Below are 15925 nucleotides of genomic sequence, written 5' to 3' on the forward strand. Positions count from 1 at the left end.
AAAACATAAACTTAAACAGAAAAACAGTAATAATCCCCATTGTGGTATCTGTTTTAATCGCATTTTTCAATATATCTCCTATAGTTTTCATAGTTCTTGCAGCTTTAGGCGGAATAATATATGGAAAAAGGGAGGAAAAAAGCAGATGAATATTTTTCTGAAATTATTTTTAACATTTTTTAAAATAGGGCTCTTCAGCTTTGGCGGTGGATATGCTATGCTTCCTTTAATTAAAGAAGAAGTGGTAGTTAATAATCTGTGGCTCACATTAAATGAATTTACTGATATAATCGCAATTTCCCAGGTAACTCCCGGACCAATTGCTGTAAACAGCGCTACTTACATAGGCTATACTGTTACCAATTCAATATGGGGTTCCGCTCTTGCCACATTAGGAGTAATACTCCCTTCCTTTATAGTCATGATCATTATCTCCATATTCTTTGTTAAATTCAAAGATAACAAATATGTAGAATATGCCTTTAAAGGTTTAAGACCTGCAGTAATAGGGTTAATAGCTGCTGCTGCTCTGCTTCTGGTTAATAAAACTATATTTATAGATTATATGAGCATAATTATTTTTATAGGGGTTTTCTTTGCATCTTTGAAAAAGGTGGATCCTATACTCTTGATTGTAATTGTGGCGGTGGTTGGATTGGTAGTTTATTAAAAATAATTATTTGATAAATCAATATCATTATCATAATAAACTCTCTTTTGGGAGTTTATTTTTGTATAAAATCAACAATTTTTAATATTAAATAAACTATCTTCATCAGAAAATAAAGGCTCAAACTTGCATAAAATCAACAAATCCTAATCTTAAATTGCAATTATGCTATTTGGCTCTACTTCAATTAACCCTGTATAAAATCAACAGATATTAATCTTAAATGCGGATTAATTTTAAATTATTTTTCTTCTTTATTTATGTTATAATTTTATTGGATGAAAATTATAAAGGTATATTGAGTTATTATGTTGTTAAAACTTTTCATTAAGTAAGAACTATATTTAAAAGTTAAGGAGTGCATAATTATGGCTATTTTAGTTACCGGCGGTACAGGATATATAGGATCCCATACCTGCGTTGAGCTCTTAAATTCAGGTTACGAGGTTGTAGTAATAGATAACCTGGTAAATTCAAAAATGGAAGTTGTGGATATAATTAAATCAATTACTAAAAAGGATTTTAAATTTTATCAAGGAGATCTTCTGGATATAGATATCATAGAAAAGATATTCAACGAAAATCATATTGATGCGGTAATACATTTTGCAGGACTTAAAGCTGTTGGTGAATCAGTTTCAATCCCTTTAAGATATTATCACAATAACATAACAGGAACCTTAAACCTCTGTAACGTTATGAATAAGCATAACTGCAAGAAGCTGGTATTCAGCTCCTCTGCAACAGTTTACGGAGTACCTAAATCTGTTCCTATAAAAGAGGACTTCCCTCTAAGCACTACAAACCCCTATGGAAGCACTAAGCTTATGATTGAGGATATATTAAGAGACTTATATGTTTCAGACAATGAATGGAGCATAGCCTTACTCAGATACTTTAATCCTATTGGAGCTCATTCCAGCGGATTAATTGGAGACAACCCTAACGGAATACCAAATAATCTAATGCCTTATATAACTCAGGTAGCAATAGGTAAGCTTGAATCCTTAGGAGTCTTTGGTGATGACTATGATACCCATGATGGAACAGGGGTAAGGGATTACATCCACGTGGTAGACCTAAGCAAAGGCCACCTAAAAGCAGTAGAAAAAGTTATAAAAGAAAAGGGCGTCAATGCCTATAACCTTGGCACTGGTACAGGCTATAGCGTTTTAGACATAGTAAAAGCCTTCGAAAAATCTACAGGAGTTAAGGTTAATTATAAAATTATGCCTAGAAGAGCCGGAGACATTGCAGAATGCTATGCTGATCCAACTAAAGCAAAGGAAGAGCTCGGCTGGGAAGCAGTATTGGATATAGAGCAGATGTGCAAGGATTCCTGGGACTTCGCAAAAAAGAACTTTAAATAGAAATTACAATAAATGTAACTACCCCTGGGGTGCTTCCATAAAACTGGAAGCACCCCAGGGGTAGTTACATTTTCTTCCTTACTAAATTCATCTCATACCCTTAAGAAGCTTATCCATAATAGCTACAACCTGAAGGCTTAGGTCCATTTTTCCTAAATCATAATTCTGAGATAAAATAGCTTCCTCAGTATTTTTAATTTCATATTCAAAGGCTCTTTTGCTATCCCCTTCAGTTATGACCTCTGAAGTTCCATCAGGATAAACTATTTCCGCCTTATCTGCCCTGGGATAATTATTAACCAGGATATAAGCCTTATCTCCTGCTATAATTCCCCGCTTCGGCAGCTTAGCTCTAAAGGTTAAATTTACGCTGCCTATTTCCTCTTCGGCATTTTTCATAACTATTCCCCACATCTCATCCACACCGGTCTGATATTCAGTGATTACATTTTTAATTTCCCTAGGCTGAGAACTTAGGAAATATGCTACAAAGGAAAGAGCATAAGTACCTATATCCAGCATTGCTCCACCGCCAAGCTCTTTGGAAAAATATCTATTTAAAGGATTGTCCTCTTTAAGACTGCCGAAATTAGCCTGGACCAATTTAATTTTCCCCAAAGCCCCACTACCTATCATTTTCTTAATTTTCCTGAATAAAGGCATATGATAAATAGTCATAGCTTCTCCTAGGAAAAGCTTTTTGCTCTTTGCTAAAGCATATGCCTCCTGCATTTCCCCTTCATCATGCCAGATAGCTTTTTCACAAAGCACATGTTTATCGTGCTTTAAACATTCCATTATGTTTTTATAATGCTGGCTGTTCACTGTGGCAATATAAACAACATCGAGATCTTCATCCAGAAGCATTTCCTCGTAGCTGTTATAGGCTTTAGAAACATTATATCTTTCACAAAATTCCTTAGTTCTTTCACTATTTCTTGAAGCGGCTGCATAGATTTCGTGGATTTTATTCATATTATCCGCAAACTCCTTTGCAATGCCTCCCAAGCCCATAATGCCCCAGTTGAGTTTTTTCATGTATATCACTCCTTTTGAGGAAATTTAATTAATCTATAGCTATATCTTAAAGCAAACTATAAAACTAACTCTTAAAGAATAAATCTTTCAATGCCTTCTAAAGGCAGAATCTAATTAATATTTTCAAACCATCTGCTGATTGACTTCTTCATGATTAAATATAGTATGGCAATGAGGGTAGCAAATACAGCCACTAATGCTATAAATGCAGCAGTAAAGCTTAGATTTAAATTAAATAGGACAATTCCTATGGTAGCTGCAAGAGCTGCACATCCCATAGAAGCAGCAAAGCTTCTAAAATTCTGTTTTACTGCCATAGCTTCATTATCCCAGTTAAGTTTAGGACCGCTGGCATCTACCAACACTCCAATTAAATTAGATAAAATAATAGCCATGTTACCGGTTATGAAAAAGGCTATTAAAAAATAAAGCTTAAAATTCAATACAATCATGGCAATGAATACAAATACAAAAGTGGCATAGGTAACTATAATTCCTGCGGTCATTTTTGCCATCAGCTGCATTTCATAACTTAAAGGGATATACTTCATAAAGAAAGCATTATTCCCCTCTCTGGATATAGCGGTGGAAGACGCAGGTGCCATAGATGCTATACCCAAAAGAGCTGCAGAGCCTATAATAATGATTCCAACCAGCATCCTTTCGTTAAAGGATACATTCCGAATTAAAGCAAGTATTTGAGTAACTCCCATATTATCATTTCCACCGGTTAATAGCGGAAAAATCAAAAATACAGGCCACATAAAATTAATAATTACGCAGTTTAAAAGATACACCGGAGTTCTGACTAAGTTCTTTATCTCCCTTCCTACATAGGTGATAAACGCAGACCTCTTCTTAGTCATTCTTCCAAAGTCGCTTTTGGTTAAATTCTTTCTTTTCGAAGCAATTTCTGCTCCTCCCAATGCTCCTTTAAAGTATAATAAATTTGCTGCTGCCATGAAAATAAGCATCCCAGCTATAGTTAAAATTAAAAATATACCTAAATTAGTAAAGACCTTAAGTATATCCTTTGACAAAAGCATATTTACAGCACTTTTAGCTGTAGGAAAAGCCGCTGCAAGCTTATCTACCAAGGAATTATTCCCCATGGACATAAGCTCTACGATCTTTGACATGTCATCTCCCATAAAATTCATAGATTTTGTTATAAATATATTTATAAATATACCTGAAAAGGCTGCAAGGATTCCTCCAAATAATTTTAGCAGCTCTTTTCTTTTGCCAAGGGAGGTAAAGCTCATCACTACCATGTCCAATATCGCAGCCATGGCTAAAGGCAGTAATGGCAATAGTATAAATAATATAATCATCATTATCCAGTAAATAACTCCGCTGCTGCTTCTTATCCCGAAAAATGCTAATGGAAAAAGAAATGTAAGCATTTGTGTTAAGTATTCATATAATAAAACCGTTGAAAATTTACCCAAAGTTATCTCCTCAGGCTTTAAGGGAAGAGGGAGTAAAAATTCCACATCTTTAGAAAAATAAAAGGTGCTCATTACATAAATTATTCCAAAGATAAATAATATGCTTAAATTTAATGTAACTACCATCCCGACCAGTAGTCCCTGTTGACCTATTGGTTCAAGCATAGTATAAAAACTGTTCATTAAATTTATTATTGGCAATCCTAATCCAAACCCCAATATTAGCACAACCAAAAGAGCCATAGCTCTGCTGTTGTTTTTTGACTCACCAAACCCTGATGTTTTCATAAATAGCTTACACAGTGTCCAAACTCTACTCATGGCTTGTCATCTCCAAGAACATATTCTCCAAAGGAGTATTTTCCGCAGAATGCTGCTTCATTTCTTCAAGAGTACCGCAGAACAATATCTTTCCCTTATTTATTATAGCAATCCTGTCGCAGAGCTTTTCAGCTACCTCCAATACGTGGGTTGAGAAGAATACAGTATTTCCTGCATCAGCATGCTCCCTCATCATTTCCTTCAATATAAAGGAAGATTTAGGATCAAGTCCTGTTAAAGGCTCATCCAATATCCATACTGAAGGGTCGTGGATTAAAGCTCCCATAAGTATTATCTTCTGCCTCATACCATGGGAATAACTTTGTATTCTATCTCCTAAAGCATTACTTAAGTCAAGCTTCTCAGCAAGATCTATAATTCTTGCTTCCCTATCTTCCTTAGATACTTCATATATATCTGCCATGAAATTCAAATATTCAATTCCCTTTAATTTTAGAAACATATCCGGATTATCAGGAACATATCCAAATTGTTTTTTTGATTCCAAAGGATTTTCTAAGGTGTTAATACCATTTATAGTTACAGTTCCGCTATCCTGCTTTGTAATCCCTGTAATCATTTTAATAGTTGTAGTTTTACCTGCTCCATTAGGTCCTAAAAACCCAAAGATCTCACCGGATTTAATATCCAAAGTAACGTCATTTACCGCCTTAACAGCTCCGTCAAAGCTCTTAGTGATATTTTTTAATTCAATCATATAAATTTACCGCTGCCTGCAATGTAAACTTAAGCAGCTCCCCCTTTCAATGTCTGAAATATCTTATATATATTATGTCTTATTTTCTTCAATAATTATAGTGTTTTTATAAAGATAAATAGTAAAAGAATGGAACCACCCCTGGGGTAGTTCCATTTTATGTAAGCTCCCCTGGGGTGCTCCCTTTTTATGGGAGTACCCCAGGGGAGCTTACATTATATGGTGCTTATTCTTTTATGATTCTTGTGAGAAGCTCTGCGACTCCAACATTATATCCGCTGCAGCCGTATATAACTTTGTTTTCCTCATTTACTGCCAAAACTAAAGGCAGTTTTTCCGGATCTACATATACTCTGCGGGCTAAGGTATTTACATTTTCCGAAAAATCATCATAGTATATTTCCACCTTTGGTATCATATCCAAAGTCTTTTTAAGGGTTTTATTTTCAAGGGATGAGCTACTTCTTATTATGAATATAATTTTTCCATCCAACTGGCTGAATTCTTCATTCAGTTCCATAATTTCATTTAAAATATGTTCAGTTGGCTCCACTCCCTCTTCAAGCCAAATAACAATATTTTTGCTGCTGCCCATGAGCTTAAAAGCATCAACGTCATTGTTTTCCTTATCTTTAAGGAGAAAGTTCTCTATTTCATAGCTTTCAAGTATATCAGAAATATTTGATTCTCTCAGGCTTATATTAAGAGTTCTTATATCTCCTTTTTTAAGATTTACTACATACTTATTTAAAAAGACGCTTCCGTTAGGCAGTCTTTTTGAAACCAAAATCCTATAGCTTCCCTCAGGAAGATTTAGGTCCAGAGGCTTGACCACTTCAATATCCATTCCTAAGTCCAAGGTCTTATATCTACCATCCTCCAGCACAGCTATGGTCCAGTTCTGATAATATTTTAAGTCCATATCACTCTTATTCATTAATAAAATGTGGGAGCTATTATGAGTAGTCTCATTTTTTTCAACCTTAATAAATCCATCATTATAGTATTCAATGGATAAGTCCTCTTTGTTTATCCTGGCGGGAATACCCAGGCTTCTGCATATGGAGGTGAACAGAATCTTCTGAGAAAGTTTGCTTCCTATACCTCCTTTAAGAAGCCCTTCAGGAGTAGTGTACAATCCGCTGTATTCATATTCAGGGATTTCTTTAATATTTTCTCTGATATAATTCCATATTTCTGTAGGATTCTGCTCAAAGCTTTTCTTTAATGAATCCTCAAAATAATTCATTATAACCCCTCTAAAATCTGTGAGAGGCTCAAAATGGACTCTTGGACAAAGTACATATTTATAATAAATCTCTTTTGAATATTTTCCTGTAAATTCAGGAGCAGAAGCAATATGAGAGTTTAGTATTTCAAAACTCACATCTGCATAATCCTTTTCTGTGAGATTCAGCAGTAAGTTTATTCTATTTTCATAATCAAAATCATCCTTAGAAAGTGTTAAAAGTTTAAGGATTTCTCTGTAATTCCCCCTAGAGGATTCTAATACCCGCAGAGCTCTCTCATCAAGTAAAGATGCTGATTTACTTTCTGCTGGCTTAATTTCCTCTAAAGATGATACTTCTCCTTCAGCTGTCTTGTTCCCCTCTGAAAATGATAATTTCATTGCCTCTTCCTTAATTTCTCCTTCCAGTGCATTTACCCCTTCCTCTCTGATTTTATTGCATAAATCCACCCTCCTTATATGATCCTCCTTTACACCATCGCTTATGTTATAAGGAGCAGTTTTTGTATCCGAAGGAGGTAATATATCTACAGCTTCCTGAAGAATATCTTCTTCAATCTCAACGCTTTCATCTATATTAAGGACAATTTCATCAAGCTCTTTAGTATTTACAACTTTAAATATAAACCTGTTATCCTTTACCAAATGAATTGCAACGGTGCCAAGACCTAAGGTTAAGGCTGCAATGCCGTCATCCTCTGTGGTTAATTCAGCTGCAGGGAAAAATTCCGAATAATTAAGTATCTCAAAGCTTATAGCAGCTCCCTTCACAGGGTTATTATGAGAATCTACAACTTTAACTATAAACTTTTTGGAGGGAGCATAGTTTGACAGATTATTGATTGTGCTTATCACTTTATTATGAGAAATTAATTCTTCATCTTTAAAATAAGAAGAAAAAATTCTGCTGTGAATCAACATAGCTCTTGCTGCTGCAGAGGTAAACCATCCCTTGTTCAGTACAGGTTCAGGCTCGCAGGCACCTAGATAATGCCATTTTCCATCACACCACACCTCTACCCAGGCATGATTATCATCACAATGAGCCCATCTTGGGGTGTATATCTGCCTTGCAGGAATTCCTATACTTCTAAGAGCAGTTACAGCAAAGGTGGACTCCTCGCCGCATCTTCCAAAGCTTCTCTTTAATACAGTAAGAGGAGATGCAGTTCTTTCATCAGTAGCCTTATATGTAGCTTTTTCTGCACACCAGTAATTAACCTCCAGGGCAGCATCATACATATTTTTATCTTCTACCCTTTTATATATCATGTCATAGAAGGTTTTCCTGCACTTTTCCACAGCTTCATTGTTAATCCTATAATGAAGAACATAATTAAGAAAAATATCTTCAGGAATTTTATGGACCCAGGGAGTGTTTTCTCTTAGAAAAATTCCGTGCTTAACATAATCATAATATATTTCAAAATCATAGCTGAATATATCGCTTAAAGGCATGAATGAATATAAGTATTCCATCAAAAACTTTTCATCACTGCTGCAATGAGAAAGCTTATTTAAAATTTCATCCTTCTTTATGCCGCATAGTGCCATCATTTCATTAAATCTTAAATTCACAAATTCTTTAACCTCTCGGGAAAACTCCATATATTTTCTCCTTTCTCATAGATAAACGGACAACCAGGTGACTGGCACCTGACAATGACATAAAAGACAAGCAGACGTCAGCCACCTATTTATTTTAAGTGGTATAGATTGTCCTCTTTGTCACTTGTCAGGTGCCAGTCACCAGCAAGTCCCTTACCTTTTTTATTTCCTCAGCGGAGGTTCTCTGTATAGTGTATTCACTGATTAGAGGAAGTCCCATACTTACCTCCTCCTTTCTGTATTCCATTCCGCTGTCTAAATCCACTCTTCCTGAAAGATGTAGGGAGGTGGCGTTGGTGTGCTTAATTATCCTATCAGCATTAGTGGAATTCACACCGCTTCCTACTAAAATCTCAACTTTCCCCTTTGACCTTTCCACAAGCTCTTTTATAAGTTCAAGGCCTTCGGTGCATTTATTTTTTTGACCGGAAGTAAGTATTGTGTCTATTCCTAAAGTTTTTGCATCCTCTAGGGTCTTAAAAGGATCCCTGCATACATCAAAGGCACGATGAAGGGTTACCTTCATGCCTTCGGCGACATTCATAAGCTTCTTCATATTTTCAACATCCAGAGTTCCATCAGACTTTAAGACACCAATTACTACAGCATTCGCTCCAGCCTCTTTAAACATCTGTATTTCTCTCTTAATGATTTCAAGCTCATTTTCAGTATACAGAAAATCTCCAAATCTAGGTCTTATAAGTACATTAATGGCTATTCCAACCTTTTCTTTAACCAGCTTAAACAAATTTATACTGGGAGTGGTTCCCCCAATTATGAGATTACTGCAGAGCTCCAGCCTGTCTGCTCCGCCCTTTTCTGCTTCTATAGCAGATTCCGCAGAGTCTACACAAGCCTCTATAATGTACTTCATAGACTAATCTTCCTTTCCTGCTTTTCTGCAAATAAATAATACATGGAAGTAACACCTGCTCCCGTTGCTCCAGGGGATTGATACTCATACAAAGGAGGCTCTACCCAAGCAGTACCTGCAATATCTAGATGTATCCAAGGTCTATCCTCTACAAAGCTTTCAATGAACAAAGCTGCAGTAATGGTTCCGCAGTGGCTCTTTCCCATATTTTTTACATCTGCAATGGTGCTTTTAATCATATTTCTATATTCATCATTTATAGGAAGCCTCCAATAAAGCTCCCCTGATTTCTTATAGGCATTTTTAAAATCACAGAAAAATTTATCATTATTTGTTAATAAACCTGCGGTACTGAAGCCTAAAGCATTAACCACAGATCCAGTTAAGGTTGCAATATCTATAATCTTCGAGGCATTCTCCTTCTTAATAGCATAGGTAACGGCATCTGCAAGTATCAGCCTACCCTCAGCATCTGTGTTTAAAATCTCAATGGTTTTTCCAGACATTGAGCCTATAACATCTCCCGGTATATAGCTGTCATTAGCTATGCGATTTTCGCAGGCAGGTATGATTCCTACCACATTTGCCTTTATATTATTTTTCGCAAGAGCATATACAGCTCCTGCTACCGCTGCTCCTCCGCCCATATCTCCCTTTATTCCCGCCATGGAATTGCTGGACTTAAGGCAGTAGCCTCCTGTGTCGCAGGTAACCCCTTTGCCCACCAAAGCGGTGATTTCTCCGCTTAAAGGATCATTTAAATATCTCATTACAATAAGCCTGGGAGGATTTCCGCTGCTTCTTCCTACCGTGTGAAAAGCCTCCATTCCCGTGTCCATTATATATTTCTCATCATAAACCTCTACCTGTACATTAACTTCCTTTAGAAGCTCCCTTATCTTCTCTGCCATAATATGAGGAGTAAGCATATTTGCCGGAGTGTTAACCAAATCCCTGGCAAGTATTACCCCCTGGGCAAGATTTATACCGTGATTCACTTCATGAGTAAGCTTCACTTCATCTCCACTATAACCCTGAAGATATACATGGCATTCACCAGAGCTTTTTGAAGTACTATAACCTTTAAATTCATAGAGTCCAAGCTTTATTCCCAGAACTATCTCTGAAATACATTCCGCTCCGCATTTATCCAAAAACATGGAAATATCTAAAGAGGCACTGGTTATCTTATATTTTTTAAGCTGTTTAATTCCGAAGGCCACCGCTTCTTTAATCCTAGTAATTGTGAATTTAACTTCTTCTCCAAGTCCAACATATAAAACCGGAATATCTTTTCCGCTGATTACAGGAATACTCTCCAGATATTCTCCTCTGAATATACTGCTGATATGTGAAGGCAGGTTGTCCTCCTCCTTGAGGATAAATACAATATTAAAATCGCATTTTTTAGAGTTATCTACATAAATCATATTTTCCCTAAAAGAAAAGCATCAGGCTCTTCTTTACCTATCCTCCTTTAACTATAATAGTAAGCTTGCACTCTTGCTTGAATTAGTAAAAACCTTTTATGATAGGAATTTATTTGTTTTCCCTGAGGGTTTATATATACATCTCTATCACTGTATCATTTATTCCCTAATGTATATAAGAAGAGATCCCCTCGCACTACCTGATGAACATAAGAAGGAATACCTCACACTAGGTGCACAGCTTTGGTAATGTATTATTAATTCTACGGAAACTCATTATAACCTTCCAATTTTATCAAAATTGCTGATAGGAGTTTAATATTCAACGGAAATCATGCTGTGGCCTTGAACTTTGTCCACATTAAATACTGTATAATCATCAATGGCTTTAAAAGGTATCTCCTGCCTCTGAGGAGGAACTTTTATGGTCTTAACCTTCTTATTTCCTGTAAATATCTTCATTTCAACATTATAAATAGGAATAATATCCTCTATGGTGTATATGTCCTGGGAGCGTTTTTCAGTAATATAGTACAGCAAATGAATAATTTCAGTTGCATCAGTATCAGGAGGAGGAAAAACCACTGCTGTTAATGATTTAAACATTAAACTGCCATCATCAAGAGCGCTATATTTTGATGACTATGATTTTGAGGAATGTCCTGAAGACTTCTTTCAATGGGTACAAAGTGGTGCAGATTATAATGCATGGAATATTGAGGTATTAGCCCATGATATTGAAAATTTATTAAATCAGCCTAATCTTAACTATATACTGCTTGATTATCCCTTTGCATATAAAAACAATCAAATCGAACCCTATATTGATTATGCAATTTTTATAGATACTCCATTAGATATTGCAATGGCAAGAAGAATTTTAAGGGATATGATAAATTCACCTTCAGATTTATTGAAGGATGATTTGAATTCATATCTTTCTCGCGGCAGAATTGCATACTTAGAAATGATAAAAACAATAAAGCCAAATTCCGATTTAATTATCGATGGCAGTTTAAGCATTGATAATATTGTATATCAAATTATTGAACACATTAAAAAATTCGGATAATGTTAAATTTCTGGAAGCACCCCTGGGGTAGTGACAATAAAAGGAAGCACCCCAGGGGTACTCCCTTTTATTTTCCAATATACTTATCCATATACCTATAAAATATGTATTCCATTATAACCAAAGCAGGAATTCTAGATATAAAATTCATATTCCTTATGGAGTACTTTGTAGAAGATATGAATATAGTTCTGTCAGAAAGACTAGATAAGGTATTAATGCTCATATTGGTTATTGATACCACTTTTGCTCCTCTAGACTTTGCTATGTTTGAAGCTTTGATGACCTGAGCGGTTTCCCCTGACATAGAAACTGAGAATACCAAATCATTAGACTCTAAGGTTGCAGCGGAGGAGTACATGATAGTAGTGTCATCATAATAAAAGCATTGCTTTCCTATAAGCTGAAATCTTCTTGCCATTTCTCTGCATACAGATCTTGAAGATCCTTCCCCGTAAAAATCTACCCTATTAGCATTAAAAATTAAATCCAACACCTCATCTACTATGCTTTCATTTATCAGCTGCTTTGTTCTTTCTATATCTTCAAAGGTGGTAACTTCATTGTTAAAGGATATCTGCCTGTTTTGATTTTCCATGGTGAAAATAAGATTGTTCTTAAGTTCTGTATATCCTGTAAACCCTAGCTTTTTGCAGAATCTTATTATAGCTGCAGTGGACATAAAGGTGCTCTTTGAAAGGTCCTGAATCCTCATACTTTTAATATTTTTAGCATTGTCAATGAAGAACTTAAGGAGCTCTCCTTCATTTTTATTTAGCTTGTCTCTATTTTTTTCAATTATAGTAAAGAAGTCCATGATTCCACCTCCTGAGATACATAATATTCTAATTATTTATGCTGCCGGAATAAAAACTTCTTTCCGAAATGTATCAATATAATTCATCAAAAAATTGTTTTTATATACATTATATCCTATTTTTTGCATATGGGTACTTATATTTAATATATTTATCCTTCGGTGAAAAATTTTTCATTTTTGAAATTTTTTCTTCTTTATAACATATTTTCTAAATAGGTAAAATTCATTTAATTAATTATCAATAATACTTATAATGATTTTATAATTAATCAATTTGTAATTAAAAGTTCGGCCGGACAAAAATTTACAGTTATTCAAATAATACTTTCATCATTTATCGAATCATTAAATTATATTTTCATCATTTATAATTTCATTTTTGGAAGGAGATTAATATGTTAAAAAAACTGAATAATTATTTTCAAAGGCTGGGTAAGGCATTTATACTTCCCATAGCATTGATTTCTGTAGCGGGAATATTTTTAGGTATTGGATCCGCTTTCTCAAATCCTAATGTTGTTGCAAATATCCCCTTTCTGGGAAACAAATTTCTGCAAACGATTTTTGTATATTCACGGTCCATAGCAGGAGCTTTGTTTAACAACTTATCCATACTATTTGCAATTTCACTTGCTATAGGATTAGCTAAGGATGAAACTGCTATATCCGGATTTTCGGCTTTTGTTGGGTACGTAATTTTAAATATTACCATTAATACTGTACTTACTTCTAATAAAATGCTGGCAACGGCTGAACTTATGAGACAATCCGGTCAAGGGGTGACCCTAGGTATACAAACTCTGGAACTTGGAGTCTTTGGCGGTATACTAGTAGGAATGGTGGTAGCGGCATTACATAATAAATTTTACAATATCAAGCTTCCTGATTATATAGCATTCTTCGGAGGTACAAGATTTGTACCTATAATTACTACTTTTACTCTTGCTCTTATAGGGTTAATAATTCCTATAATTTGGCCTCCAATAAGCTATGGAATACAAATGGTAGGCTTCGGCATTGCAAATTTAGGCTACTTTGGAACGTTTATATATGGTCTTTTAGAGCGTTTATTAATACCTTTTGGACTTCATCATATCTTAAATGCCATGTTTAGATTTACACCGGTAGGCGGCGAAGCAATAATCGACGGTAAAACCATAGTAGGTGCTTTGAATATTTACTTTGCACAGCTTTCATCCCCAAATACTCAAGCATTTTCCACAGAAGCTACCAGATTTTTAGCTCAGGGCAAGATACCAATGATGGTTTTTGGTCTTCCTGCAGCAGCGTATGCTATGTATAAGAATTCAAAACCAGAAAACCGCAATAGGGTTAAAGGAATTTTATTAGCGGGAGCACTAACTTCTTTAGTAACTGGAATTACTGAACCACTTGAGTTTTCCTTTTTATTTGCAGCTCCTATTTTATTTATAATCCATGCTGTTTTAAGCGGATTTTCCTTTATGTTAAACAGCATGCTGGGAGTTGCCATAGGAAATACTCAGGGAGGAGTTATTGACCTTGTAGTATTTGGAATGATGCAGCCAAACACAAAGTGGATAGTAACCCTTCTTATGGGAATAGCTTATGCTTTCATATATTATTTTGCCTTTAACACTTTGATAAAGAAGATGAATCTTAAGACTCCCGGAAGAGAAGATGTATCAGTATCTGAAGGAGCAGGAATTTCTGTGGACAAGGATATGGAATCAAAGGCTGCAGAGATAATTCAATATTTAGGTGGAAAAGACAATATAGAATCTGTAACCAACTGCTTTACACGTCTAAGAGTTGTGGTAAAGGATATGAATATTGTAGAAGAATCAGGCTTTAGAAATACCGGTGCTTCCGGAGTAATAAAGCCAAGCAAGACAGATATACAGGTAGTATACGGCCCATCAGTTTCACAAATAAAGGTGGCAGTATCTAATGCATTAAAATCTGCAAATTAAAAATACAAGGAGATTAAACATGAGAAGAAAATTTAATGTATCAATAATCGGCGGAGGAAGTACTTGGACACCTGGTTTATTAATGAGTATGTGCAAGATGAAGGATAGATTCCCAATAAATAAACTCACCATGTACGATATAGTTGAGGACCGTCAAAAGGTAATAGGTGAATTTGCAAAGGTTCTGCTTAGAGAAGAATATCCTGAGGTTAACTTTTCTTATACGACAAGTAAAGAGGAAGCCTACAAGGATGTAGATTTTGTCTTTGTTCAAATCAGAACCGGCGGATATAAGATGAGGGAGCTTGATGAAAAAATCCCTCTAAGCCTTGGAGTTATAGGTCAGGAAACCTGTGGAGCCGGCGGATTTGCTTACGGCTTAAGGTCTATAGGAGATATGATTGAAATAATAAATGATGTAAGAGAATACTCAAAGGACGCATGGATATTAAACTATACAAACCCCGCTGCAATAGTTGCAGAAGCATTAAGAAGGGTATTTCCTGATGATAAAAGGATACTGAATATCTGCGATCAGCCTGTCAATCTTCTGAGATCTTACGGCAGGGTTTTAGGCAGGAATGCTGAAGAGTTCGAGCCGGTTTATTTTGGGCTGAATCATTTTGGATGGTTCACTAACCTCTATGATGGAGAAGGAAGGGACCTGCTTCCGGAATTGAAGGAAATTATTAACGAAAGAGGCTTTATCCCTGTAGATGCAGAGCAGAGGGACAAGTCTTGGCTGGACACTTATGCAATGGTTAAAGATATGGTAAAGGATTTTCCAGACTATCTTCCTAATACTTATCTTCAATACTATTACTATCCTGATTACAAGCTGTCAAAACTAAACCCTGATTATACCCGTGCCAATGAAGTTATAAACGGAAGAGAAAAAAGAGTTTTCGAGGAGTGTGCCAGAGTTGCAAAAGCAGGCACTGCAAAAGACTGTGAAATGGTACACAATGATGCTCATGGAGAATTTATAGTTGAAGTAGCTGAATCCATAGCCTTTAATAAAGGACGAATATATATAGTAATCCTTGAAAACAATGGCATAATATCAAACATTCAAGAAGACGCCATGGTGGAGGTAGCTGCTGTTTTAACCGCAAATGGTCCAAGACCTTTAGCAGTAGGAAAGATAGGTACCTTCTACAAAGGCATGATGGAATCCCAGCTTGCTTACGAAAAACTTGCAGTAGATGCATATTTTGAAGGGTCCTACGGAAAAGCCCTTCAGGCTCTTACCCTAAATAGAACTATAGTATCCGCTAAAAAAGCAAGAGAAGTCTTAAATGCCTTAATTGAAGCCAACAAAGATTATTGGCCTGAATTCAAATAAAACAGAT

13 protein-coding genes are annotated in these 15925 nt (G+C 35.6%); 5 read left to right on the forward strand and 8 right to left on the reverse strand.

Annotation, left to right across the window (positions count from 1 at the left end; all coding sequences use genetic code 11):
• Window positions 1–145 precede the first annotated feature (145 nt).
• Both TA89_RS11330 and galE read left to right on the forward strand, forming a co-directional pair.
• Complete coding sequence (locus TA89_RS11330; RefSeq protein ID WP_040213472.1) at window positions 146–670, forward strand: chromate transporter; 525 nt, start codon at window positions 146–148, stop codon at window positions 668–670.
• Window positions 671–1038: 368 nt separating this feature from the next.
• Window positions 1039–2040, forward strand: coding sequence for a UDP-glucose 4-epimerase GalE (gene galE / locus TA89_RS11335; RefSeq protein WP_040213473.1), 1002 nt, complete (start codon window positions 1039–1041; stop codon window positions 2038–2040).
• An 87-nt stretch (window positions 2041–2127) separates the two neighbouring features.
• Here the strand turns inward: galE and TA89_RS11340 are convergent, their stop codons facing one another.
• From TA89_RS11340 to TA89_RS11370, 7 genes are all read right to left on the reverse strand, one after another.
• Complete coding sequence (locus TA89_RS11340) at window positions 2128–3078, reverse strand: Gfo/Idh/MocA family protein (RefSeq protein ID WP_040213474.1); 951 nt, start codon at window positions 3076–3078, stop codon at window positions 2128–2130.
• Between the two features lie 110 nt (window positions 3079–3188).
• Window positions 3189–4850: a putative ABC transporter permease subunit gene (locus TA89_RS11345; RefSeq protein WP_040213476.1), complete on the reverse strand. Its 1662-nt coding sequence runs from the start codon at window positions 4848–4850 to the stop codon at window positions 3189–3191.
• On the reverse strand, window positions 4843–5568 hold the full coding sequence (locus TA89_RS11350; protein WP_040213477.1) for an ABC transporter ATP-binding protein: 726 nt from the start codon (window positions 5566–5568) through the stop codon (window positions 4843–4845). Before TA89_RS11350 ends, TA89_RS11345 begins: the two co-directional genes overlap by 8 nt.
• 226 nt (window positions 5569–5794) lie before the next feature.
• Window positions 5795–8425, reverse strand: coding sequence for a transglutaminase domain-containing protein (locus TA89_RS11355; RefSeq protein ID WP_040213478.1), 2631 nt, complete (start codon window positions 8423–8425; stop codon window positions 5795–5797).
• A gap of 127 nt (window positions 8426–8552) precedes the next feature.
• Window positions 8553–9299, reverse strand: a complete 747-nt coding sequence (locus tag TA89_RS11360; RefSeq protein WP_040213480.1) for a copper homeostasis protein CutC — start codon at window positions 9297–9299, stop codon at window positions 8553–8555.
• Entirely contained in the window at window positions 9296–10729 is a 1434-nt protein-coding gene (locus TA89_RS11365; RefSeq protein WP_040213481.1) for a leucyl aminopeptidase, read from the reverse strand. Before TA89_RS11365 ends, TA89_RS11360 begins: the two co-directional genes overlap by 4 nt.
• A gap of 315 nt (window positions 10730–11044) precedes the next feature.
• Window positions 11045–11335: a hypothetical protein gene (locus TA89_RS11370; RefSeq protein WP_040213482.1), complete on the reverse strand. Its 291-nt coding sequence runs from the start codon at window positions 11333–11335 to the stop codon at window positions 11045–11047.
• Between TA89_RS11370 and TA89_RS11375 the strand changes: the two genes are divergently transcribed.
• Entirely contained in the window at window positions 11334–11801 is a 468-nt protein-coding gene (locus TA89_RS11375; RefSeq protein WP_242850129.1) for a nucleoside/nucleotide kinase family protein, read from the forward strand. The genes TA89_RS11370 and TA89_RS11375 overlap by 2 nt on opposite strands.
• Before the next feature lie 67 nt (window positions 11802–11868).
• On the opposite strand, the gene TA89_RS11380 is transcribed toward TA89_RS11375, so the two are convergent.
• Window positions 11869–12618, reverse strand: a complete 750-nt coding sequence (locus TA89_RS11380) for a MurR/RpiR family transcriptional regulator (RefSeq protein WP_040213484.1) — start codon at window positions 12616–12618, stop codon at window positions 11869–11871.
• A 398-nt stretch (window positions 12619–13016) separates the two neighbouring features.
• Here TA89_RS11380 and TA89_RS11385 point away from each other — a divergent pair, with 398 nt between their 5' ends.
• Together TA89_RS11385 and TA89_RS11390 are read left to right on the forward strand one after the other, a co-directional pair.
• Window positions 13017–14573 (forward strand): PTS transporter subunit EIIC, encoded by a 1557-nt coding sequence (locus TA89_RS11385; RefSeq protein WP_040213485.1) that lies wholly within the window; start codon window positions 13017–13019, stop codon window positions 14571–14573.
• 19 nt (window positions 14574–14592) lie between these two features.
• A complete protein-coding gene (locus TA89_RS11390) occupies window positions 14593–15918 on the forward strand; it encodes a 6-phospho-alpha-glucosidase (RefSeq protein WP_040213487.1) in 1326 nt (441 codons plus the stop codon).
• Window positions 15919–15925 lie beyond the last annotated feature (7 nt).

Source organism: Clostridium polynesiense, assembly GCF_000820705.1.
GTDB classification, from domain to species: Bacteria; Bacillota; Clostridia; order Clostridiales; family Clostridiaceae; genus Clostridium_AA; species Clostridium_AA polynesiense.